The organism is Algoriphagus sp., assembly GCF_046296635.1.
GTDB lineage: Bacteria > Bacteroidota > Bacteroidia > Cytophagales > Cyclobacteriaceae > Algoriphagus.
Genome location: NZ_JBKBKZ010000011.1, coordinates 14,546 through 38,634 on the forward strand (window position 1 = coordinate 14,546; position 24,089 = coordinate 38,634).

The following is a 24,089-nucleotide window of genomic DNA, read 5'->3' on the forward strand; positions in this document are numbered from 1 at the left end:
TAATAATTGGATCATCTAACACCTTATTTGTATATACTAAATTATTGATTTTAAGAAGAAAGTATATTTTGTATAAATGATTGAATTATCTATCCTATTAACGTGCCATAACAGAAAGGAAAAAACGTTGCAATGTCTACGTAATCTGTATAGTGCTAGTTTACCATTAGGTTTAATTATGGAAGTTTTTTTGGTTGATGATGGATCATCTGATGGTACTGGGCAAGCAATTAAACTTAATTTTCCAGATGTAAACGTTATACAAGGAAATGGTAATTTATTTTGGAACCAAGGTATGAGACTCGCATGGAAAAATGCAGCAGAAACTAAAGATTATGATTTTTATCTTTGGCTAAATGACGATACAAACTTAGATAAAGACGCTTTGTTAAATATTTTTGAATCTTACAATTTCGCAAAATTTATTGAACGCAATGAAGTTTTGATTTGTGGGGCTTGTAGAACTAATTTAAAAAATAGCGAATTCTCCTATGGTGGAAGAAATGAAATAGGCCCTTTGATTCCAAATGGAGAACTTCAAATTTGTAAATATATAAATGGAAATGTTGTATTAATTCCTAAAGTCATTTTTCAATCCATTGGAAATTTGTCAAACAACTACACACATGGAATGGGTGATTACGATTATGGTTTACGTGCAGCTGAAAAAGGATTTATATGTTATACCACTAAAAGTTATTTAGCGACGTGTCCTTCAAATGTAGGTATTTCTGGATGGTGTAATCCTGAATATACCTTAAAAAAACGTTGGACATCATTACATTCTCCGCTTGGGTTAAATATAAAAGAGTATATTATTTTTCGTAAGAAATTTTGGCGAAAAAAGTGGATTTTTTTTGCCTTTAAAGCGTATTTAAAAATGTTATTTCCGAAATTGTATAAAAAATTAACTTAAATAGATGACACATTTAGCTCCCATAGTCCTTTTTACTTATAACCGTTTATCTGAAACTATCAGAACTATAGAAGCTTTACAAAATAATTTTCTTTCTAAAGAAAGTGATTTATTTGTTTTTTCTGATGGATCAAAAGGAGAAGCAGGAAATGCAAAAGTAAATGATGTTAGAAAATATCTAAAAACTATAACAGGTTTTCGGAAAATAAAAATTTATGAATCCTATTTAAATAAAGGACTAGCAAATTCTATCATTTATGGTGTTACTAGAATTATAAATATTTATGGTAAAGTAATTGTTATGGAAGATGATTTAGTAACTTCTCCAAATTTTTTAGATTTTATGAATCAGGCATTAAATTTTTATGAAAATGATTCTAACATAGTTTCAATTTCAGGCTATACATTAGATCTTCCGAGTTTGTCTGGTAATAAAGATTTTTACTTTGGATATAGAGCATCTTCATGGGGTTGGGGAACTTGGAAAAAATCTTGGGAAAATATTGATTGGGATATGTCAAGTTATGAAATATTTATAAATGATCCTAAACAAAAAAGAAGATTCCGGCTTGGAGGAAGTGATATGGTAAGCATGTTAACTGGACAAAAAAACAATGAAGTAGATTCTTGGGCTATTCGTTTTTGCTTTCATCAATTCAACAATAATTTAAAAACTGTTTATCCATCTGTTTCAAAAATTAAAAGTATTGGTTTTTCTAAAAATGCAACTAACACATTAAGTTCAAGAAGATTTGATACTCCTTTAGATATAACTAATAAAAGGAAATTTAAATTCGAGCTCTTTTCTATGATGGATGATAAGCTTGTTAAAGAATTCAAATCGAAATTTTCAATAAAAAATCGTATTTGGGATAAATTTGGTCTTTTTTTTAATTTAGTTATTTTTAAGTAATAATCTTCTTAAAAATTTATTATTAAGTGTATTGTATAAATTAATTAATTAAGTTAATGAAGAATGAAATTATTATTTTTTCAGGAATTGAACCTGGAAAAAAGGGAGCGGGAAATTTAGTTTATTTTTTCCTTGATAGATTAAAAATTAATTATGTTGAATTTAAATTACATTTTAATAAAACACCTGATGGGTTTTTAATAAGGCAATTAAAGAATTTTGTTCCTAGAAATTTAAGTAAATCATTGTATTACAGTTTTTATAGATTTTTTTTTAAATCGAGTGAGAATATTATAAATAGAAAAGTAATTCTCTTTCATCCTCAATCAATAGGATTGGAATTATCTATTAATCTAATTAGAAATAATTTTGTATATATTTATGTTTTTGACAATTTTCTTTTTTGCAGAAAATCTTATAATTATATAGATAGAAATAAATCATGTTTATTATGTTTGAAAGATAAAGATGCCTATTTAAAATATAAATGTGATTTTTTCCCTGTAAAACATAACCCTCATAAATATGATGATTTTTTATTGACTATTTCAAATAATTTATCTCGAGTACATTTTTTAACTCAAAACAGAAATCAGTCCAATTTACTTTATCAGAAATTTGGACCAATTCCTAACCTTACTCAAATTGGAATGATGGTAGATATGGAGGATGTTGTTTTTAACGGAAAAAAAACTGTTAAAAAATATGATTTTCTTTATCATAATACTTTAATCGAAGCAAAAGGTATTTTTTACTTTTTAAGTATTGCTAAACTTTTACGGAATTATAGTTTTATTGTTCCATTTTCGCTAAAAGAGGTTAGAAACCTGATTCCTGATTTTGAAGATTTTGAAAATGTTGATTTTTTGTCAATAAAATGGAACACAGGCTTAAAGGAAATACTAATTAATTGTCAAGTAGTTATAAATCCTTCTTTATGGTCGGCACCAGTTGAAGGTGCTCTGTTGAAATCAATCAAATTTAATGGTTGTGTAGCGGTTGTTACTACTGAATATTCTTTTCAATCTGAAATACCTAGTAACGTTGTTATAAAGTTACCAGATAATTTGGTTGAAGCTTCAAAAATCCTAAATGATGTGATTGATTCTGAAAAAATCAGAATTAATTATAAAAATGAGGCTAAAAAATGGTTTGACTTATATAGTAAAGATATTGATATATCCTTTGATAAATTTATTCAAGAAGAGTTTAATTGATTAATATACTTATTTGAGAAATATTTTTATTACTTGGTTATTATAATATTTTTTTACTATTCTGTACAGTATTAATCTTTGTTTTCTTTTTATTTAGTAATTGTAGGTTTAAGAATTTTAAATGGATTTTCTAGAATATAAGTTAACGACCGATCTTCCTTCTCATCTTCCGGTGAATTTGCAGGTTGCTTGTACAATTAATCCACATTCTTACTGTGTAGCCAAGGAAGATGGTCTATTTCGAGAGGCTTTATTAAGTGCAGATATTTTAATTCCTGATGGTATTGGAGTGGTGTGGGCAAGTAAATACCTTTACAAAAAGCGTATTGAGAAAATTTCTGGGTTTGATTTACATCTTCATTTTTTGAAGATGTTGCAAAAAAAGGGTGGGGGAAAAGTTTTTTACCTCGGAGCATCAGAACGAACTCTTGGGCTGATTATGACTCGTTTAAAAAAAGAATTTCCTCAAATTCAAGCAGCAGTGTATAGCCCTCCATTTAAGTCTGAATTCACAAAAGAGGAAAATTTAGAAATGATTCGGGAAATCAATCAGTTTGAACCGGATGTGTTGTTTGTAGGAATGACAGCCCCAAAGCAAGAAAAATGGGTATTTCTCAATAAAAAGAATTTAAAAGCCAAAATGGTCTGCTCGATCGGTGCGGTGTTTGATTTTTATGCTGGAACGGTTCAGCGTCCAAATGAAGTTTGGATCAATTTGGGATTGGAGTGGTTACCAAGATTTCTAAATGAACCAAGAAGATTATGGAGAAGAAACCTAATTTCCACTCCACGCTTTATTTTTGATGTTTTTCAAATGAAGCTAAGAATATGAAGTTTTACTATTTATTTTTTCTTTATTTTTTCTATGTTTTAGCCTTTCCTGTCAGTGCACAGATACATCAAAATACACTGCCAGTCGAAAGAGAATTAAGCAAAAGATTCAGCCTAAATGCAATTCCTGATTCTGTCAATTATTCCAGTTTTTATTATTCAATTTTTGACGAGTCCTTTAAATCAAATTTTAAAAACTTACAAATAACTATCAGCCCTCTCCAGTTTAATCAACGTTTCAATACGAATTTTGCTTATGGATGGGATGATAGGGGAATGAGATCAATCAAAGGTTATCAAGGATATGTTTCAGGAGGAATCAATGTGAAAGGAAAATTTTTCGCTATCGATTTTAATCCTGAATTTTACTTTGGAGGTGCTGGAGAATGTTTGGATTTCTTAAACTCCTGGCCATCCAGTCAAGTAAATGATTTTTATTTTGATTTTAATTACGGAGACTTTCCCCAGTATTTTGGGAGTGGAAAGACATTTTTCCCGTGGTGGGGTCAATCAAAGATTACCGTACAGTTTGGCGGTTTTGAAGCTGGAATATCTACAAAGAATACGTGGTGGGGACCTGGTCAATGGAATACACTTACTTTTTCGAACAATGCTCAGGGCTTTCCCCATATTTCTTTTAATACAATCAAACCTGCTAAAACTTTTGCAGGGAATCTGGAAATGCAATTCCTAATGGGAAAGTTGGAGTCCAGTAATTTGAGACCTACTGGTATAGATGAACTTGATGATCAATTTTTCGATCCTTTATCAGATGACTGGCGATATGTAAATGGCCTTGGATTAACATGGTATCCCAAATGGGTGAATGGACTTTCTTTAGGTTTCAGTCGGACTGTTCAGCAATATAGTAGTACGCTTACTGATAGGTTCATTGATTTGTTTCCTGTATTCCAAGGATTCCAAAAAAAGAACTTTTTTGAAAATGGAAACTCAGTTGATTTTGATAGCAATGGTCAAGATCAACAGTTCACTATTTTTGGGTCATACAGAAATATCCCCTCTAAACTTGAACTTTACTTCGAATTTGGAAGGCGTGATCATGCATTCAATTGGAGGGACTTTGTTCTAAGTCCAGAACATGCTCGTGCCTACATTTTTGGGTTTTTAAAGTTGGTAGAACTAAACCAAATTAACCGTACAATTCAAATTAGATCTGAAATTTCGCATCAACAAGAATCAGTAAATCGATATATTCGTTATTCAGGCTTAACAGGATTAAGTAGCTGGCATATGCATCACCAAGCTAGAGGATTCACAAATTTCGGGCAACCACTTGGTGTTGGTATTGGTCCTGGAGGAAATATTCAAACCGTAGAAGTTGCTCTTACAAAAGATTTCGATAAAACAGGTTTTTTAATTGAAAGAAGAGAAAATAGGCAAGGTTTTTTTTATCGCTCACTAGGTCAGCAAAATGCTAAAAAACCATGGGTCGATCTCTCATTGGGTTTTTTATATGATAAGCAATTTGGTAACCTCCTTCTTAGCTCCAAGCTTCAATTTATTCATGCCAGAAACTACCAATGGCAGCTGGACCCATCCAGTACCCCTGAATTCCCGAAAGGGGAGAACCTGACCAGTGTGATGGCACAGGTAAGTGCTATTTATTTTTGGAAGAAAAGGGAAGGGAAATAAGCCTAAGGCGCCTGCCTACCGGAGGTAGGAGATACAATGGAAATAAACCTTCCTTCGGTCGGTGAAATAGAATGAAAAAAATGTAAGTCCATCTGGATTTTATATCAAAACGCCTCCCGAAACGGAGGCGTGTTTTTTTCGAAATTTGTGATTAAGGATTTCTGTCATAAGATTTGGATTTGAGGTTTCGCTCGGTGGGGACCCAAATAAAATTTCACCACAAACCAACTGGACTGATTTTTAATTGAATTCAATATCTTTCTTTTATAGAGAATGATTTTTGATATATTTGTTCATTGTTAATAAACGGTTTAATCAGTTGAAAAGCGGAGTCATTCCAGATCAAGTTGAAGTAATCCTTGCCTGGAAATGGTTAATATTCAATCCCTTTTCATAAAGACCATTACCCCGTAGCAATCTTTTTGATAATAAGACTGCTTCGCACGTGCCTCACTCGCAGTGGCGCCAATCCGTCATTGCGAGGGGTGAGACAAAAGCCTTCAATTACTTGACAGCTCACCACCCCGAAGCAATCTTTTGATATTAAGACTGCTTCGCTCGTGCCTCATCACAGTGACGCCAATTCGTCATTGCGAGGGGTGAGACCAAAATCATCAATTATTTTACAGTTTATTACCCCGAAGCAATCTTTCTTAGCTATATCAAGATCGCTTTCCCGAAATAATTGAGACAGACTTTCCCAAGAAGCCTTCATAGTAGTCCCAACGTCTTTGATTTTCTCTTCATGAACACGTAAAATCCGAATAAATCTTAAAGGGATGAGATTGCTGTTAATTAAATTTCCTCAAAATTCGTAATTTTAAACCATGAAAGTTGCATCCATAAAATTTGAAAATGAAGAGCAGCTAACTGCTTTGAAGGCCTTTGCAAAGGCTATCAAAATGAAATTTATTGGTCTTTCTGATTTTCCGGAAAAACTTGAAGAAAAACGCATTCTTGAGGGTATAGCTAAAGGGTACAAGGAATCTCTTTCGATTGAAAAAGGTGAGATACGGCCTAAGACCATAGAGCAATTAATGGATGAATTATAAAATCATCCCCACATCCCAATTTGAAAAGGAATTAAAAAGACTTTTCAAAAAGTATCCATCAATCAAAAGTGACCTTTTTGAACTTATCTCGCTGTTAAAAGTGAATCCGAACCTTGGAACTCCGCTTTCAAGAAGTTGCTATAAAATTTGAATGGCTATAAAAAGCAAAAGAAAAGGAAAAAGTGGTGGGAGCAGAGTAATTACTCATGTAAGAGTACTAAAAGAGGAAGTTCACTTGCTTACTATTTACGATAAATCTGAGCAGACCAAGTTGGTGTATTTTGAGTCCTTTCATTCTAATGAAGAAGCGATAGCAAAGGAAAAACAAATTAAGGGTGGAAGTAGGAAAAAAAAAAGGAAGACTTAATCAATTCTATTAATCCATGTTGGAAAGATTTGTGGGAGAATATCCAAGAATAGGCCTGCGGCGAGATACGATGGAGATAAGCTCCGAACTTCGAACCATGAACCCTTCTCCCTAAGTATGACAACAACAAAAAAAAACCTATTTAGACCAATGAAAAACTCCCCTAAAGTTTGGGACTGTTCTTGCGGCTGTGGTTTAAGAGTTTTAATTTAATAAACTGCTCACAGTAGACACCTCTGAATTATCGAAATCACTCAACTTTTTGAGAATTTCCTCCGTTTTTCCTTAAACTGCTAATTGAAAATCTCTTTTTAGAAATTTATTTCAAGATTAAAGCACTGTTTAATATCCAAAAAAAATTGTTTCAAACTAGAATTGCTGTATCTTGAAACAGAATTAACTGGATTTTGCATTTTTCAAAGAAGTAGGGGTCAAATTATTTTATTGGAAAAAAATAGGTATAATAATTGCTAAATCTTAAATTAATTTTTGTTTCAACTTTTAAACTAGAATGATATGTATCTTCTTTTAGCTACCATTACCGCTTTTTCTGTTGGTTTTTTGGTTACTCCGATGGTTATTTCATTGCTTCGCAAAGCTAATATCGGAGACGCCCCAGGTGGGCGGAAAATTCACAAGAAATTCACCCCTTCCATGGGTGGAATCGGTTTTTTATTTGCGACTTTCGTCACTCTTGCGATTTGGGGTTGGCACTTTCCTCTACCCGATATCCGCTTTTTACTTGGGGGGATTACTTTAATGTTTTTTGTGGGTCTCCGAGATGATATGATAGAACTGAACGCCAAACATAAATTGGCAGGTCAACTTGTGGCAGTTTTGATTGTAGTGGTTGCCGGTGACATCCGAATCAGAGACTTTCATGGATTCCTTGGAATTCAGGAAGTCCCACTTCTAATAAGCTATGGATTTACTTCTTTTGTTCTTTTAGCCCTCACCAACGCCTTCAACTTGATCGATGGATTGGATGGCTTGGCAGGCACGGTTGCAATTATTTCACTTGGATTGCTTGGTTCATGGTTTTATATCCAAGGTCTGGAAAGTTACGCTGTCCTGAGTTTCTCTTTACTGGGTAGCATTTTGGCCTTTATGGTATTCAATTGGCATCCGGCCAAGATCTTCATGGGGGATACAGGTTCACTTACTTTGGGATTTGCTTTGGGTAGTTTGGTAGTAGCTTTTATGGAAAATAATGCAGCTCTCCCTCAAGGAGCTTTTCTTAAATTGGAACCTGCTTTTACAGCTGGAATCGTATTGATGATATATCCGCTATATGATATGGCTCGTGTGTTTGCCCGAAGAATATCTCAAGGCAAACATCCCATGACTGCTGATAAAAGCCATGTTCACCATTTTCTCATGAGAATGGGCTTAAAACATAATGAAGTGGCACTCTGTGTTGGGTTTTTGCAGTTAAGTTTAATTTTATTGGTTTTTATTTTAAGTGATTTTTCTGATAATGTAGTTTTACCTATACTATCATTTATTGTACTTTTCTTAGGATTTAGATTAGATCAGGTAACTGTCAAATATGTGAGAAGAAATGTAATGAAAGCACCGAAGATTTTGGAAATGAAGGTTTTAACTAAACGCCAAAAAGCTAGTGTGAAAGTAGAAAAAGAAGCTCTGAATTCGGGGAATATTAATTTGAACTGATCCCTTTTCGACCATATTCCGAAAAAAGGGTTTTTTCCGAACGGACACAAATTTGTCAATGAAATGCTTGCAGTTGGCATTTAAATTTTGATTATGACTTTTGGTTTGTTACCCAACTTAAATTTTGTAGGCTTCGGAATATTTTTCAAATCCTTTGGTATGTCTTCCACTAGAAGGGACAAGTCAGAATAGGCAGGTTACTGCATTGAATTTTTTGAGTAACCAGGAGAACTAAACAAGTTTTTTTTCTTTTTTTTAATCCAAAAAAAAGTCTCCACCGTAAATCATCCAAATAATACTTGATTTTGAGAAATTTTCTTGAATCACAAATTTCTCTGCAATATTTCAGTTTAAATAATTTTCAAAATAGCTGAACTATTTTTGGTTAGATTGAAGTTTTGCTGCAAATCTCATTGAATAGTAATGCTTTCTCTTCAAAAAAATCAAATATGCAGAATCTGAAAAAATCTGTTTACTTTGCAAAAAGATTGTGAATAAATAGTGTGAATTAATGATTTTGACTATTTGAAAATATCTCTACTATGAATTTTTTATCAAGGCTCAAAATCCTTCCTAGATGGATAATCGCTTTCCTCGATTGTTTAATTCTTTTCCAATGTGCTCTATTTGGATATTTAGTCAGATTTAATTTCGAGCTGGAATTAATTGAACAGAATGATGCTTTTGCAGGAAGTTTCACTTTTATGGTCGGAGGACTATTAGTGATGCAAAATACCCGCAGTTACGAAGGAATTGTCCGTCACACTGGTTTCCGTGATGGCTCAAATATTTTTAGAACCGTCTTGATTACTTTCCTCCTCTTTCTTCTACTGAATTTCTTTCATGGGAATTTTTTAAATGATCGATTCTTACTCCCAACATCAGTATTGATCATTGCCAGCTTATCCTCAATGTTTATGTTGATTTTTTACCGATTACTGGTGAAGGAACTTTTCGTCTATTTGAAAAATGGATTTGCTCATAAAGATTTACGTCACGGTGTGATTTTTGGAGCGGGAGAGGCAGGAATTATTGCTCAAGAGGCGATAAAAAACGACAGTAAAAGCCTGATGAATATTGTCGCTTTTTTGGATGATGACGTAAAAAAGGATGGAAAAAATATTGATGGTAAGCGCATCTATAAAGGCCTAGAGGATCTTGAAAAGCTAGTAAAACAATTTGGAGTCACGGAATTGATTATTGCGGTGAGGGATCTATCCGTCCACCGAAAAAACGAAATAATTGACGAATGTCTTAAACTTAATGTGTCCGTTTCCATGGTCCCCCCTGTTGATCAATGGATCAATGGTGGTCTTACAGTTGGGGCGATTAGAGAAATCAAGATTGAGGATTTACTGAGTCGAGAACAAATTATTTTGGATAATCCGAGAATAGAAGAAGATCTCAAAGGTAAAACGGTTTTAGTTTCCGGGGCTGCCGGATCAATAGGTTCGGAGCTTTGCCGTCAGATTTCCTATTACCATCCTAAGTTGATAATCATGCTGGATAATGCAGAGTCTCCCCTGTATGATATCGAGCAAGAATTTAGAGAGAATCACACAGGCTGTCCGATAAAAATTATTCTTGGGGATGTCAAGAATAAAAAGAAAATGAAAGAAATTTTCAAAGAATTCAAGCCTCAGGTGGTTTTCCATGCGGCTGCATATAAGCATGTGCCAATGATGGAAAAATATCCAGAGGAAGCCATTCATTGCAATATTTTGGGTACTAAAATTCTTGCAGACCTTTCCGTTTTAGCTCAAGTTGAGAAATTTGTCTTTGTTTCTACTGATAAGGCAGTAAACCCAACTAATGTGATGGGAGCGAGTAAAAGAGCAGCTGAGATGTATGTGCAAGCACTGAATGAATATTTAGAAGCAAATCATAAAAAGTACCATACAAGGTTTATTACCACTCGATTTGGAAATGTTTTGGGGTCCAACGGTTCTGTAATTCCGCTTTTCAAAAAACAGATAATGGGGGGTGGTCCACTATCTGTTACCCATCCTGACATCACTAGATACTTCATGACGATTCCTGAGGCTTGTCAGTTGGTACTGGAAGCAGCAATTATGGGCGAAGGTGGTGAGATTTTTGTTTTTGACATGGGCGAGCCAATTAAGATTTTGGATTTGGCCAAGAAAATGATCCAACTTTCCGGTAAGAAGGTAGATGTTGACATCAAAATTCAATTTACCGGATTAAGAGAAGGGGAGAAGCTTTATGAAGAGTTGCTTAATGATTTCGAAACTGTTAAGATTACTCATCACCCGAAAATAAAAATTGCGCAGGTCCAAACTTCATCTTATCACAGGATTGATGGTCAGATCGAGTTTTTCCATGAATTGATTGGAAAAAACAATGAAACCGATCTTGTCAGACACCTCAAATCATTGGTTCCGGAGTATATTTCAAACTCATCGAGATTTGAGGTTTTGGATCGAATGAATTAAAAAAGTATCAAGACTAAGTATCACGTACTAAGTATCAAGAATAGCCGTTTTCAAAAAGAGAGCGGCTTTTTTGTTTCTGCTGAAGCCTATCTCTCGACCGAAGGGAGCCTATTTCTATTGTATTTCCTCCTTATTCCCACTTTTCTTGATACTGACCTCTAAATAATTGATACTAATGTCTTGATACTTTCTTCCTACCTTTATCATGATTTAAGGATAGATACCTTACCAAATGAAAAAGACTTTCACCCTACAGCTAAGCCCTGAAGAGGCTTATGATCCAGAACTTTTTAAGCAGACTGTTTTAAAAAAAGCGGGATTTAGCGCCGACTTATCCTCCTCTTTTGCCCGACAAACCCGAAGATCAATTGATGCTCGCGGACGTAAAGTGATCGTCAATGTGGAGGCGGAGTTGTTTCTCAATGAAAAGCCGGGTTCCCTATTGGATCACTTTCCCGAATATCAAAATGTACAAAGCGAAGAACCCATTATAATTATTGGTGCCGGGCCTGCGGGGCTTTTTGCGGCTTTGAGAGCAATCGAATTAGGGGTAAGGCCCATTGTCATTGAACGTGGAAAAGATGTCAGAGCGAGACGCCGAGATCTTGCTGCAATTAATAAAGAGGGAATTGTAAATCCGGATTCAAATTATTGTTTTGGAGAAGGAGGGGCTGGTACCTATTCAGATGGGAAGCTATATACCCGGTCCAAAAAGCGTGGAGATATCCGAAGAATTATGGAAATCCTCGTGGCCCATGGTGCCACAGAAGAAATCCTAGTTGATGCTCATCCACATATTGGCACGAATAAATTGCCCGTATTGGTAGCCAAACTCAGGGAGACTATTATGGAATCCGGAGGAGAGATTCTTTTTGAAACTCGGGTGGAAGACCTGATTCTTGAACGAGATGAGATCAAAGGTGTGGTGACACAAAATGGAGATCACATCAAGGGATTGGGAGTAATTCTTGCGACAGGACATTCTGCAAGGGATATTTTTCAATTGCTTGATCGGCGCAAAGTCCTGATCGAAGCCAAACCTTTTGCTTTGGGAGTCAGAATCGAGCATAGTCAAAATTTGATTGACCGAATCCAATATCACTGTGAAGTAGACCGGGGGGAATATCTGCCAGCCTCTGCCTATTCTTTGGTTCAGCAAACTGAATATAAAGGAAAGCAAAGAGGAGTTTTTAGCTTCTGTATGTGTCCCGGTGGATTTATTGTGCCAGCAGCAACAGCTCCCGGTGAGTTGGTAGTCAACGGAATGAGTCCGAGTCGCCGAGACAGCAAATTTGCCAATTCCGGTATGGTGGTTTCTGTAGAATTGGAAGATCTACCTCACTATCAAAAATTCGGAGCACTTTCAGCCATGCATTTTCAAGCTGATATCGAAAAGAAAGCTTGGGAGTTGGGTGGCAGAAATCAAGTGGCTCCTGCTCAACTTATGGTGGATTTTGTAAATCGGAAGGTAAGCTCTTCGCTTTTGGATACCTCCTATCAACCTGGATTGGAGTCAGTTGAAATGCGCCAAGTCCTTCCTGATTTTATTGCAGAAAGGATGGCTATGGCATTCAAGGCTTTCGGTCAAAAAATGAAAGGCTATTTTACCAATGAAGCCCAGATAATTGGGGTGGAAAGCAGGACATCTTCACCTGTTCGTATTCCCCGTGACAAGGAAACATTTGAGCATCCACAGATCAAGCGGCTTTATCCCTGTGGAGAGGGTGCAGGCTATGCTGGAGGCATCGTCTCAGCCGCAATGGATGGGGAGCGCTGTGCTGAGAAATTGATTGCTGCGTACGTCAAAAAGTAATTGAGCTACTTATTTTACTCCCACAAGTCGAAAAGGCAGCATAAAGATATTCTTTATCAAATCGAAACTCAAGTCCACCGCAAACCCCAAAAGCCGGAAGGGTAGAAGCAAGAGCCAAACAAAAGGGTAGAGGATCAATGCTATTATAGCAATGGGCCAGCACAGAATAAATAGGATAAGCCAAAGGAGGAAAGTCAGCATGATGGATTGATTTCTTATCATTAATCAAAATATATTCCAAGCGCTTAAATCAATGTTAAATGTGGATAGAGGGGCTTTTATTAAAATGAGTGCGCCAAAATCGGACAGTTTTGTTCGGACGGTTTTAACCGTAGGAGCCGCGAAGGCCGGGAAGTTTTTTACCACAGAGAAAAATAGAGAGAGGATGGAGGGATTTTGGTTGGTATTTAGAGCTGCAATTGTGAAAAACATACCAGACCATTTACAAGGTCACGGAGAAAAGCTAAAGCTTTTGGTAATTACCGCAGAGAGTGGGTTTTTAATCTGATGCTAACAGATGAGGCCGCGGAGATTTTTGCTCGCAGGCTCGAGTGGTTTTAGCCACGAAGGGCACAAAGTCACGCAAAGTTTTTTTACAGGAGAGCGAACAGAGTAAAAGGTGTTTGCTTTTTGTGAGAATGGATTGGGTCTAAAAAAGTGCCATCGGCACGTCCTGTAATAGCCCAGTATGGAATGCTGGGTTAATAGGAAGTGATTCAGTTTTGAGTGCTGAAAGCCTGTCTGCAGCAGGCAGGTACGATCTATTTTTTAACGCAGAGGAGCGAGATTACGCAAATTTTTTTAACCGCAGGAGGCTGCGGAGGTTTTTTACAACATAGAAAAATAGGGCACATAGCTTTCCATTCCTCAAAAATCTTCTGCTATGTTTTTCTATGTGACTCCTATGTGGTTTTTTAAAAAATATTGCTGAGTTTTTCTCTTTTGGATTTTTGCCTCAAAGGACATGAATGAGCGCAAATAAATTTCACCACAGACCTCAGAGGGTTAGGAGAGAAAGAATTAAATTTCCGCTGCTCAGCTGCTCGAGGTTTGTAACCTCCAGAAACTATCAGTGGATTTGTAATCCTTTTCTATTAAGCTGAATGGTATGTATTTCTCATAGAGTTCAAAAAAAGCCAAATCACTCTCTCTTTTTTCTCCGTGGTAAAAAAATCATTGTTTCACAGAAAAAAAGCAAATACTATTGTCTATTTAGTTTATATTCAGGAATTAAGTAGCTCAAAATTTCAGTCCTACATGCGCCAATTCTTTTTCATTGGGTTTTTGCTTATTTCCGGCTTCAGTTTTTCCCAAACCATCACCGGAACTGTTCTGGAAAAGGGCAGCGGATTACCACTTCCTTTTGCCAACGTCTTTATCAACAACACCACCATCGGTGCAGCAACGGATATTGACGGAAAATTCACCATCACTGGAACTATTCCCGATCAGTTTGAGCTGGTCGCTTCTTTTGTGGGATACAACACGGTCAGCTTGACCATTAACCGTAAAGGAAAGCAGTCTATTATTCAAAATTTTGAATTGGAACTGCTGGAAGATAACCTCACAGAGATTGAACTGAAGGCAAAGCGGGACAAATCCTGGGAGCGAAATCTCAAAAAGTTTAAGGAGGTTTTTCTGGCTGTACCTGACGATCCCTATGGAAATGATATAGAAATTTTGAATCCCTGGGTCTTGGATTTTTCGACGGTTAAGCCGGACAATGGTTCCAATTATACCCAAGCCAAAGCACAATTACCATTGCAGTTAGTTAACAATGCATTAGGTTATCAGATTGATTTTTATTTACAGGATTTCCGAATGCTTCGCAATGCCTCACAATTTTTTGGACAAGCGTTCTACAAGAATCTCGCTCCAGAAGATTCACTAGTAGAATCGAAATGGAAAGAGGGAAAGGAGCTGAATTATCTAAATTCCGTCAGGCATTTGGCACTTTCGCTTTTGCTCAAGAATTCAGGTTCTCAGGGTTTTGAATTTTATCAGGCAAATTCCAGTGTACCCAAAGACCGGACAAATGATTTTTACCACGAACTGAAAAAGTCCATTATTCCCGTCAATCTGGAATTCATCTATACCAAACCACTTGGAAATGGGATTTATCGAATTTTTCTTCCTGAAAGAATGGAGGTCCATCATTTGAACAAACCCTGGCCCAATGATTATTATACGAATATCTATCATGCTATTTCATGGATCGTAGCCCCATCTGGCTATTTTGATGTAGATAAAAACGGGACATTACTCCATCCTACCCAATTAGTGCTTTCAGGATTTATTGGGAGGCAGCGAATGGCACGCGCACTTCCTCTGGATTTTGTGCCGGATAAAAGCTTCGATGGATTATTGGAGAAAATGGAGGTCTTTCAAAACCGGTACATCTCACTCAATAACCTTCGCGAAACGCCTTGGATCAGTTTAAATAAATCATTTTTTTACCCAGGAGAGAACCTTTGGCTGGGAGGGGAGATGCTTTATCAAAACCCTGTAATGCGGGATACACTCAGCAGAGTGCTCTATGTAGATATTTTGAATGATCAATTGAAAGTTCTTCATCATGAAACCTATCCCATTGCCAATGGAAAAATCAATGGAGGACTGACACTTTCAGATACCTTAAACAAGGGAGATTACTTACTTCGTGCTTATACTCGATGGAGTCTCAACTTTGGTGAAATGGATATTTTCCAACTCCCTTTTCCTATCCTTAATCCAAATGAAACCCTCGACCTATGGCAAGAAATCGATGAAGAACTTTTCGGGGATATAGCGGTAAATTATGACCATTCGGTCTCAGATTCTGTTTTTTACCGAGTTTTGGATTTGGAATTGAATTTTCAGGATTCGGATGAAAATTCGGTAGAGGCCAATTTTTTGTTCTCGATTTTGGAAGAATCAATTACTGAAGAACTAGGAACAGAATTCAGATTTGAAAACCGATTGGATTGGTTGGACAAGGCCTTGCCCGAGGGTTTCGATAGTCGTTTGCCATTTGATATTGAATATGGGATTTCTGTCGAAGGGAAGTTTACGCCGGATAAGAAACGGGCTAGCTTAGCTACTGTGATTACCTTGGTGCGGGGAGATTTGGAAGATTTTGGTCAGGTAAATTCAGATTCTTCAGGGAGATTTTGGGCTACGGGGCTGCAGTTTTTAGATACCGCACAGATTGCCATCGCTGCTGTGGATGAAAAACGAAGACCCTATGGCAAGGTGGAATTGCTTCCTTTCAATTCTCCCTCTTTTAAAGGTACCTTTCCCAAAGCAAGGTACCGATTAAAGGAGATTCCAAAAGAATCCGAACCCATGTTTGATTTATCCGGGGATTTCATTCAGTTAGAGGAATTTGTGAAAGAGGAGGTCAAAGAAAAGGAAACAATGGCTGATCGGAATTATGGGTATGGGGAACCCAATCAGGAGGTCGGCCCGAGTGATTTGGAAAACAAAACCATGGCCGAGATTTTAGGCCTTTTGAGATTTAATATAAACAGCTTAAAATTCCGAAATTACACCTTTGGAGATTCAACTGGTTCACCGCTTTTGATCATTGATGGGGTATCTATGCCGTTTATGGAAAAGGCTGATTTCAAGGATTTACTATTGAGCTTCGAACCTTCACAATTGCTTTCAATTAAAGTATATTATGATAATATAAGTAATGTCGTATTTGGCATGGCCGGCTATGCAGGAGTGATTATGATCGAGACCAAAAAGGGCTTTAGAACCGGACCTGATTCCGATAGAAAATTCAATTCGGAGGGGTTTCAGATATTTCCGGTAAGGGGGTTTTCAAGCTTTTCTGAATTCCCCAAAAACCCTCCCTCAGAACAGTATCTGAAGAAAAAACCAACCGTCTTTTGGGAACCGGATGCTCAAACTTCAGATGGGATTTATAGGACCAAAGTAAAAGTGCCATATGGAATAAATAAGCTTAAAATACGTGTGGAGGGTAGAACAACAGATGGTGAGGCTTTTTACAAGATTTTAAAAATTGAGATTTAAATACACAGAAAGAGCCGACTGAGATTTAGATTTAAAATCAAACTTTAAGTATATCTGCAATCTTACCAGTAGATCAAAATGGCCTCGACTTCGCTCGGCCACCGGATTTGAGGTTATTAAAGGGAGGGGATGCAAATACGGCGCAGTCGCATTTGCATCCCCTCCCTCAAAAACAAAACTAACGGACACCGAGCGAAGTCGAGGTGAAACCATATAAAATTAGGCAACTGGCAGGATTGGAGATAATCAGATTAAACTTTAAGTATATCTGCAGTCTTACCAGAAGCTTAAATTATTAAATAGAAAATTCTTCGAAAAACTTGATTTTGGGATTCATCGGACATCGGTCATCCAACATCCGACCCTTACCAATCGAAAATTCGCTTACTGGTGGAATAGCGGATTATAATATAAACTTTATTCAGAATCTTGGTTTTGTTTTGATCTTTCTTCCTCAAGTTCATTCTGGACATCAATAAGTTCCCGCATCAATTTCCGCTCTCTTTCTATGCTGTTTCTTTTATGCTGTTCAAAATCTTTCTCAATTTGGTCCAAGCGTTCGATTTGGGATTTCTGTCCAATTTTTTGACTAAGAAGCTTTATTGTGATCACCGCTCCATATATAATTAGTACTCCAAGGCTGAGGGCAAGTATCGGGATGGTGAAATCTAGAGGATTTGAAGGATTGTTGTCGGATTTAGGACTGAGTTCCTGATTGTTTGTCGAGGCTTTAAATTGTTGAAGAGAGTCCACTTTGGAAGTGTATTTTTTCTGTTCCTGAATAAGCAGTTCTTGATTTTTCTTTAACGAATCGGTCCAAACTTTTCTAAGCCTGTCCCAATCGGCTTTTTTCACTACCAAATATCCCGGTGAATTAGAAGCTTGCCTAAAAATCGTATCAGAAGCTTGTGTGGAGTTTTCCGTAACTGAAGCTGTTGATTTTTGAGATACAGCTGGAAAGAAGAGAAATAATAATAAAACCGTTGAAAGCCCGATTAAGGCTGACATCAATTTAGAACTTGTCACAATTTTAATTTTAGGGTGATATTAATTTCCAAATTATACTAAAAAACTCTCAAAAAAATTAAGCTAGTGTTAAGAAAATTTAAACAATAGTCTGTATATCAATCTATTTCCACCCAAAATGAGAAGAGACTAGGTTATTGGTATGCTTATAAAAAAGGTATCCCGGACTTAATTGAATTAATATGTATAGCTAACGGGATCGTATATAGATCCTTTTTCCGACACGAGTAGAATCACAACCTATGGAAAAAAGAAAACCAAAACAAAGATGACAATTTCGAATTGGCCTGCTTGCCAGAAAAGGAAGGTTTTGATTTCTTTGTGAACCAAGAAAGTTGTTCGACACCCTTCGGGCCTGCCTGCCGGCAAAGGCAGGGTCGTGGGGACTTGCGTATTTAACGTTTTCCATGGGTTTCACCCGCGGCTACGCCACGGCGCACAAGTATTGAGAGGTTTGACACCCTGTCGGGGTCAGAAATAGAACCTGGAATATTCGAAATGCAATTTGACTAATGACCACGGAGTGGTCGAACTTTTCAATAGCCCTAGGTGCCCCGATAGCTATCGGGGCTAGGGAAAATGAAATCAAAAACGTAAGAGACAACCCCGAAGTGGGTTGAACTTATTCAGAAATTCCTGAAATAGTTAACCGCGCCCCGAAATCGCTTCTCTAATTGGAATTGTCATTTCAGGGTCTCGTTTGCCTATTGACTTCCATTTTAGGCAATAAAAAAACCGTCAAGTTGCCACTCAGCGGTTTAGTAATTGAGAATAGTTGTTTATTTATATCCGGTTCTTTGCCAGTAGATGAAACCCAAGAATGGACACTAGCTTAATACCTAAATTCATACCCTCTTTGCCTGCGAGCCATAGCGTGGTCTTCGGTCTTCCCGCGGATTTCAAGAGATAATTCGCCTTTTGACCGTCTAGCCTATATCCATATTTTAGTTTTTTAGATCAAAGCAACCTACTCAGCTTATCGATCTTTTTACTCAAGTTCAAAATTGCCTTGGAATAGCGGGTGTCCCATTCCTCTAATTTTTCAGTTCTTTTAATGGCGACTTCATATTGAATACCCGGTAAAATCCACGATGCATAACCCGAAAAAGGATCATTGCAGACATAGAGTGATTTATACCATTCTCCATAATACATTCCTCTAGGATCGATCCAACTTCTTTCCAGTCCGATCAGTCCGGTATTGATCTTTTGAAGCTTTTTAGCAGATACTTTGCCGGAGGAAAGTCCAGCTTCCAATCTTCTTTGATAAGCAGTCGAACTTGCTTCCAGTTTCGCCAAAGCTGCATTGACCTGATCAAATTCGATGAAGTTGGAGTCAATGGTTTTTACATTTTTTACTGCTTGCTCAAAGTGTCCTTTCAGATCTTTTGAATACCGTGGGACATCATAGGGGATCACTGCAGCATTCGCCTGACGGATGGCAACCAAGCCAAATAGCTGGGCCACAGCACCACCCATTTTGAAACTCGGGTCCGAAAACTTCGAGTAGTAGTGGAAATTGTCATAGTTGCTGTGATAGGCAGTAGGACCACCCGAACCACCACTGAGGGAAGGCACACCTACGTGCATGTAGAAAGCAATGTGATCGGATCCACCTCCAAGATTTCCGATACCCGGTTCCGGATTTTTTCCAGCCCAAATTTCAAAGACAGTTTTGGCAGAATCGGGATACATCACCTCCTTCGAAGCATCGATGATGAGTTTTTTCAGGGTAGGAGCGGCAGAAGCGCCGAAGTTTCTGCCCGATACACCCGCATCAAAGTTCATATAGGATACCGCCTTGGCACTTAGGTCTTTTTTCAGATGTTCAACCCATTCGGTTGAGCCAATTACACCTTGTTCTTCCGCATCCCAGTGCCCAATCAAAATAGATCGAGAAGGCTTTTGCCCATTTTTATATAGTTCTCCTAAAGCTTCAGATAGCGTCAAAAGCATAGCGGTACCTGAATTTGGATCGGTTGCGCCAAATGACCAGGCGTCGTAATGGCTTCCAAGTATGATCCATTCATTTGGAAATTCACTTCCCTCGAAGGTGCCCACCACGTTGTTTGCCCGGATGAAATCAGGCTTTTGATCGACCATTACTCGGACTTTCAGATCTTCACCTCCGGTGATGCGGTATTTGAAATCCAATCCGCCTTGCCAAGCTTCAGGCACTTCAGATCCGGTCATTCTACTCAGGATTTCTTTGGCAGCGCCGTATCCGATTGGTGTCACGGGAATTTTATGGAAAGGAACATCTTTAGGGTCCAAGCGATCCACTTTCTCAGGTCCATCAAGTGGAAGGGCAGGCTTACCCGGAGTCAAAGGATCACCTGTGTAGTCCAACGTCAACATTGATCCACGCTGTATAGTCGTTTCATTGAAAAAAGGTCCTTTCGGATAAACTTCTCCACGGGTGAAACCAGAATCTTTTGGATCGGTGTACACGACCAATCCGATCATGCCGTACTGTTCGGCATATTTGGCTTTATAGCCACGGAAGTTTCCTCCATAGCGAGCCACGGCAATTTTTCCTTCCAAGGGTACACCCATTTCGGCAAGCTTCATAAAATCTTCCCGCGTGCCGTAATTCACATATACCACTTCCGCAGTCACGTCTCCACTGCCTGAAAAAGCATTAAATCCCAAATGAAGTCGAGGATCATTTGAAAATGGATCTTCGGGTAGAGCTCCTTCTTTTTGGGAAAGGGTTAGCTGTACAGGTGAGATAATTTGAAGTTCGGATTTGCCCGGATGATTAGGTAGATAAACATCATAAGGCCAAACTTTCACATTCATTCCCGCATCACCCATGATTTTCACCATGTAGTCTTTGACCAGTTCATTTTCTGGAGTGCCGGCAATGTGTGGGTTTTTTGTCAGTTCTGATAAGTGAATTTTAAATCGATCATAGTCGACAGCTTTCAAATAATCCGCTTCAAATTTCTTTTGAGAAGCTAGTTGACTTGGTGAAAATCCATCCTGCTGGGCTAAAGCACTAAAAGACAGGAGAGAGGCAGCTGCTAAGGTGAGTAAGGTTTGTTTCATGGTGTGGATTGAAATATTACAATAACTTGTCCGCCGTGGCGGATTGAAAGATTGAAAAATTGGGCTATGAATCTCGTGGTAAAATCAATTTTTTAAAATGAATTTCCAAAATAACTCCAGTCGCCAAATTTCATTTTGATTACACCTCGACTTCGCTCGGTGACCGTTGGGTTTCTTTTTTAAAGGAGGGGAGGGAAAATCGGGGGGGCCGCATTTTCCTCCCCTCCGTGTCTAAATTCTAATATCCGGTGGCCGAGCGGAGTCGAGGTCATTTTTTTAAAATTAAGGTGGAAATTTAGCTGAAAATCAATTTTTCAATTTTCAAATATTCCAATTTTTCAATAAAAAGAAAAAAAGGCCATAGAATCAATTCCATGGCCTTTGTGTTTTAATTTGCTTTCAATCCCGGTGATCGCTCAAGAAATTCCTGATACAATCGGATATGTCTGTTAGACATCGGGATAAGATAGCCATCGATGAAAACATGATGAATTTGAGATCTAGTCTCCAAAGGATCCCCGGTGGAAATAATCAAGTTCGCGCGCTTTCCAGCTTCTACTGAACCATACTGATCCGCAATTCCGAAGATTTCGGCTGGATTGATGGTGATCGCTTTTAAGGCCTCCTCTTTACCCATTCCGTAAGCAGCTGCAAAAGCTGCATGGAATGGAAGGTTTCGCACATTCTCTTCCTCATCTGTACGAAGGGCAACTTTCACACCTGCTTTTGCCATTTTTCCGGCGTTAGCATAAGGCGTGTCATAGCGATCCGACTGACGGGTTGGAAGTTCCTGCACAGGCCCTGTAATCACCGGAATTCCAGATTTAGCAATCTCATCAGCAACTCTCCAGCCTTCAGCTACACCTGAGAAGATTACTTTGATGTTTTTTCCTGCTACCCATTTGATCGCATTCTGAATATCTGAAGCTGCATCGACAACGATCAATAAAGGAAGCTCTCCGGAAACTGCTCTAGACAATTGATCCATTTCAGGATAGTATTGCAGTTGAGCCCCAGATTTTTTCAAATCCAAATACTTCTTGGCATTATCCCAGATCTCGTTCGCATCTTTAAGTGCTTTTTCGGAATCTTTTTTTACATCCTCATCAGACCTACGGTCAAAGCGACCACGACGACCCGAATTAGGGAAATTCATCACAACTGCTTTGAATCCACCATACATCTGATCAGGCGTATAACCATTCAAATTGATAAGTGCAGCAGTTCCAGGAAATAATCCTCCAGTTGGAACTGTCAAAACTGTTGTGACCCCAGAAACTCTGGTCACTCCTATGGCCTCCGAATTTGGATTGACTGTAGTCAAAGCCTGCATATTTGGGGTTACATTTCCAACCTCTGCAAAATCAACTGTTTCAGGTACTGAGCTGATCTCAACTAAACCTAGTCGAGTTCCGCTATCGATCATTCCCGGATAGATGAACATATCGGTGCAATCGATTACTTCAGCTCCAGCAGCAGGAATATTGGATCCGACTTGGGCGATCTTTCCATTTTCCACCAAAACTGAGGTATTGGTCAAAGTTCCTTTGGTCACTGTGACCACTGTAGCATTTTGCAGGAGAAATTTTCCTGTACGAGGTTTTACAAATTCCCCGTCGATCTGTGCCATGGCTGCCACAGGAAGAAGGGCAAGCATTGCGGCGCAAAAGGTTTTTAAAATTCTGTTCATGATATGTCTGAATTTCCGGGGTGATTAATGTTTTTCTTCAAGGAAAGCTCCCTGAAATGCTTCAAAATATGCGTCCACATCCTGGAGACACTGATGGTTTTCCTGAGTATGTAGGAAAATCGGTTCTACCATTTCTGTAGCACTCACAAACTGACGCTGATCATCACGATCTGTCTTGATGTCAAAATATTTAACTCCATCGACAAATGTCATCTGAGGAACAGTGTAAGAGGAGAGTGGATGACCTTCAAAAATCACTAAATCAGCTTGCTTTCCAACTTCGATCGAACCGACTTTATCATCAATTCCCAATTGCTTTGCGGGGTTGATGGTGATCATAGCCAGAGCTTCTTCATCTGTCAGTCCTCCATAGCGCTGAGTCTTTGCAGCCTCATGATATAAGTGACGAATCAATTCTGCTGAATCGGAATTGATTGAAGTGATCACGCCATTGCGCTGAAGGATAGCGGCATTGAATGCTGTTGAGTAGTACACCTCCATCTTGTAAGCCCACCAATCTGCAAACACGGATGCTCCCATGGTATATTCTGCGATCTCTGGAGCGACTTTGAATCCTTCGTTGGTATGCTGGAATACCAGTTTAGTGATGTTAAAATCTTTTGCCACATTGATTAGCATGTAAATTTCGTCAGCACGGTAGGAATGGCAGTGGATGATGATCTTTCCATCCAGAATATCCGCCAAGGTCTGAAGTCGCTCATTGTAAACAGGTGGAGTTACCGTGTTGCCTTTTTGGCTTTTTCCAGTATTGTAAGTTTCCCAACCTTTTTTGTATTGGAGCGCTTCGCTAAAACCATTTCTCAAAACAGCTTCCACACCCATTCTCGTTCTTGGCTGAATGCCGTTTCCTCTTCCATGTACTCTTGTCGGGTTTTCACCCAAAGCAAACTTGATCGTGCGAGGAGCATCCTGCATGATGATGGCTGAGGGATCTTTTGCTCCCCAACGATGCTTTAATGTGGCGTTTTGTCCACCTACTACGTTAGCCGAACCGTGCATTGCATGGGAGATGGTCACACCGCCAGCTAATGCTCGGTAGATTCCAATTTCAAATGGATTGACCATATCTTTCATCCTAACCTCAGCCGTGATAGGAGAGGAGGCTTCATTCACTACATCCAATGCGACGTGAGAGTGTGCGTCGATGATCCCTGGCATAAGGTACTTTCCGGAGGCATCGATCGTCTGAACTCCAGAAGGTGCTGCCAGATTTTTTCCTACTTGACGGATAATCCCATCCTGCACCAGTACATCGGTATTTTCAAGATTGCCTTTTGTTACTGTCAAAACAGTAGCATTTTTTATCAGGACACTGCCTTTTTGTGTTTGAGCATAGGAATAATTCAACCCCAGTCCCAGCAAAGCAGCAAGTATAAAATTGAGCTTTTTCAT

The 24,089-nt window shown here is 38.2% G+C and carries 15 protein-coding genes; 11 read left to right on the forward strand and 4 right to left on the reverse strand.

From position 1 onward, the window contains the following. The first annotated feature begins 76 nt into the window (after positions 1 to 76). From ACK4HU_RS09915 to ACK4HU_RS09965, 11 genes are all read left to right on the forward strand, one after another. Entirely contained in the window at positions 77 to 916 is an 840-nt protein-coding gene (locus ACK4HU_RS09915; RefSeq protein ID WP_409806253.1) for a glycosyltransferase family 2 protein, read from the forward strand. A gap of 4 nt (positions 917 to 920) precedes the next feature. Beyond that, positions 921 to 1,829 (forward strand): glycosyltransferase, encoded by a 909-nt coding sequence (locus tag ACK4HU_RS09920; protein ID WP_409806255.1) that lies wholly within the window; start codon positions 921 to 923, stop codon positions 1,827 to 1,829. Between the two features lie 56 nt (positions 1,830 to 1,885). After that, complete coding sequence (locus tag ACK4HU_RS09925; protein ID WP_409806257.1) at positions 1,886 to 3,046, forward strand: hypothetical protein; 1,161 nt, start codon at positions 1,886 to 1,888, stop codon at positions 3,044 to 3,046. Positions 3,047 to 3,167: 121 nt separating this feature from the next. Then, positions 3,168 to 3,878, forward strand: coding sequence for a WecB/TagA/CpsF family glycosyltransferase (locus tag ACK4HU_RS09930; protein ID WP_409806260.1), 711 nt, complete (start codon positions 3,168 to 3,170; stop codon positions 3,876 to 3,878). Between the two features lie 275 nt (positions 3,879 to 4,153). Beyond that, positions 4,154 to 5,530, forward strand: coding sequence for a capsule assembly Wzi family protein (locus ACK4HU_RS09935; RefSeq protein WP_409806263.1), 1,377 nt, complete (start codon positions 4,154 to 4,156; stop codon positions 5,528 to 5,530). 827 nt (positions 5,531 to 6,357) lie between these two features. Further along, positions 6,358 to 6,582, forward strand: a complete 225-nt coding sequence (locus ACK4HU_RS09940) for a hypothetical protein (RefSeq protein ID WP_409806265.1) — start codon at positions 6,358 to 6,360, stop codon at positions 6,580 to 6,582. 151 nt (positions 6,583 to 6,733) lie between these two features. Beyond that, positions 6,734 to 6,949 carry a hypothetical protein gene (locus tag ACK4HU_RS09945; RefSeq protein ID WP_409806267.1) on the forward strand — a complete coding sequence of 72 codons (216 nt, stop codon included), beginning with the start codon at positions 6,734 to 6,736 and terminating at the stop codon, positions 6,947 to 6,949. A gap of 516 nt (positions 6,950 to 7,465) precedes the next feature. Beyond that, entirely contained in the window at positions 7,466 to 8,623 is a 1,158-nt protein-coding gene (locus tag ACK4HU_RS09950; protein ID WP_409806269.1) for a glycosyltransferase family 4 protein, read from the forward strand. A 542-nt stretch (positions 8,624 to 9,165) separates the two neighbouring features. Further along, positions 9,166 to 11,076 (forward strand): polysaccharide biosynthesis protein, encoded by a 1,911-nt coding sequence (locus ACK4HU_RS09955; protein WP_409806271.1) that lies wholly within the window; start codon positions 9,166 to 9,168, stop codon positions 11,074 to 11,076. A 232-nt stretch (positions 11,077 to 11,308) separates the two neighbouring features. Continuing rightward, the gene (locus tag ACK4HU_RS09960; protein ID WP_409806274.1) at positions 11,309 to 12,889 is read left to right on the forward strand and encodes an NAD(P)/FAD-dependent oxidoreductase; all 1,581 of its coding nucleotides are present in this window, start codon (positions 11,309 to 11,311) and stop codon (positions 12,887 to 12,889) included. Between the two features lie 1,257 nt (positions 12,890 to 14,146). Beyond that, entirely contained in the window at positions 14,147 to 16,909 is a 2,763-nt protein-coding gene (locus tag ACK4HU_RS09965; protein ID WP_409806277.1) for a carboxypeptidase-like regulatory domain-containing protein, read from the forward strand. Between the two features lie 417 nt (positions 16,910 to 17,326). Here ACK4HU_RS09965 and ACK4HU_RS09970 read toward each other — a convergent pair whose 3' ends face one another. The 4 genes from ACK4HU_RS09970 to ACK4HU_RS09985 form a co-directional block, all read right to left on the reverse strand. Next, positions 17,327 to 17,917 carry a hypothetical protein gene (locus ACK4HU_RS09970; protein WP_409806279.1) on the reverse strand — a complete coding sequence of 197 codons (591 nt, stop codon included), beginning with the start codon at positions 17,915 to 17,917 and terminating at the stop codon, positions 17,327 to 17,329. 975 nt (positions 17,918 to 18,892) lie between these two features. After that, positions 18,893 to 20,986 (reverse strand): M28 family peptidase, encoded by a 2,094-nt coding sequence (locus ACK4HU_RS09975; RefSeq protein ID WP_409806282.1) that lies wholly within the window; start codon positions 20,984 to 20,986, stop codon positions 18,893 to 18,895. A gap of 388 nt (positions 20,987 to 21,374) precedes the next feature. Further along, positions 21,375 to 22,676: an amidohydrolase family protein gene (locus ACK4HU_RS09980; protein WP_409806284.1), complete on the reverse strand. Its 1,302-nt coding sequence runs from the start codon at positions 22,674 to 22,676 to the stop codon at positions 21,375 to 21,377. Positions 22,677 to 22,700: 24 nt separating this feature from the next. Next, positions 22,701 to 24,089, reverse strand: coding sequence for an amidohydrolase (locus ACK4HU_RS09985; RefSeq protein ID WP_409806286.1), 1,389 nt, complete (start codon positions 24,087 to 24,089; stop codon positions 22,701 to 22,703).

Bases quoted from the DNA above. Each gene is read 5' to 3' on its own strand.
- ACK4HU_RS09915 (WP_409806253.1), top strand. From the start codon at position 77: ATGATTGAATTATCTATCCTATTAACGTGCCATAACAGAAAGGAAAAA.
- ACK4HU_RS09920 (WP_409806255.1), top strand. From the start codon at position 921: ATGACACATTTAGCTCCCATAGTCCTTTTTACTTATAACCGTTTATCT.
- ACK4HU_RS09925 (WP_409806257.1), top strand. From the start codon at position 1,886: ATGAAGAATGAAATTATTATTTTTTCAGGAATTGAACCTGGAAAAAAG.
- ACK4HU_RS09930 (WP_409806260.1), top strand. From the start codon at position 3,168: ATGGATTTTCTAGAATATAAGTTAACGACCGATCTTCCTTCTCATCTT.
- ACK4HU_RS09935 (WP_409806263.1), top strand. From the start codon at position 4,154: ATGAGATCAATCAAAGGTTATCAAGGATATGTTTCAGGAGGAATCAAT.
- ACK4HU_RS09940 (WP_409806265.1), top strand. From the start codon at position 6,358: ATGAAAGTTGCATCCATAAAATTTGAAAATGAAGAGCAGCTAACTGCT.
- ACK4HU_RS09945 (WP_409806267.1), top strand. From the start codon at position 6,734: ATGGCTATAAAAAGCAAAAGAAAAGGAAAAAGTGGTGGGAGCAGAGTA.
- ACK4HU_RS09950 (WP_409806269.1), top strand. From the start codon at position 7,466: ATGTATCTTCTTTTAGCTACCATTACCGCTTTTTCTGTTGGTTTTTTG.
- ACK4HU_RS09955 (WP_409806271.1), top strand. From the start codon at position 9,166: ATGAATTTTTTATCAAGGCTCAAAATCCTTCCTAGATGGATAATCGCT.
- ACK4HU_RS09960 (WP_409806274.1), top strand. From the start codon at position 11,309: ATGAAAAAGACTTTCACCCTACAGCTAAGCCCTGAAGAGGCTTATGAT.
- ACK4HU_RS09965 (WP_409806277.1), top strand. From the start codon at position 14,147: ATGCGCCAATTCTTTTTCATTGGGTTTTTGCTTATTTCCGGCTTCAGT.
- ACK4HU_RS09970 (WP_409806279.1), bottom strand. From the start codon at position 17,917: ATGTCAGCCTTAATCGGGCTTTCAACGGTTTTATTATTATTTCTCTTC.
- ACK4HU_RS09975 (WP_409806282.1), bottom strand. From the start codon at position 20,986: ATGAAACAAACCTTACTCACCTTAGCAGCTGCCTCTCTCCTGTCTTTT.
- ACK4HU_RS09980 (WP_409806284.1), bottom strand. From the start codon at position 22,676: ATGAACAGAATTTTAAAAACCTTTTGCGCCGCAATGCTTGCCCTTCTT.
- ACK4HU_RS09985 (WP_409806286.1), bottom strand. From the start codon at position 24,089: ATGAAAAAGCTCAATTTTATACTTGCTGCTTTGCTGGGACTGGGGTTG.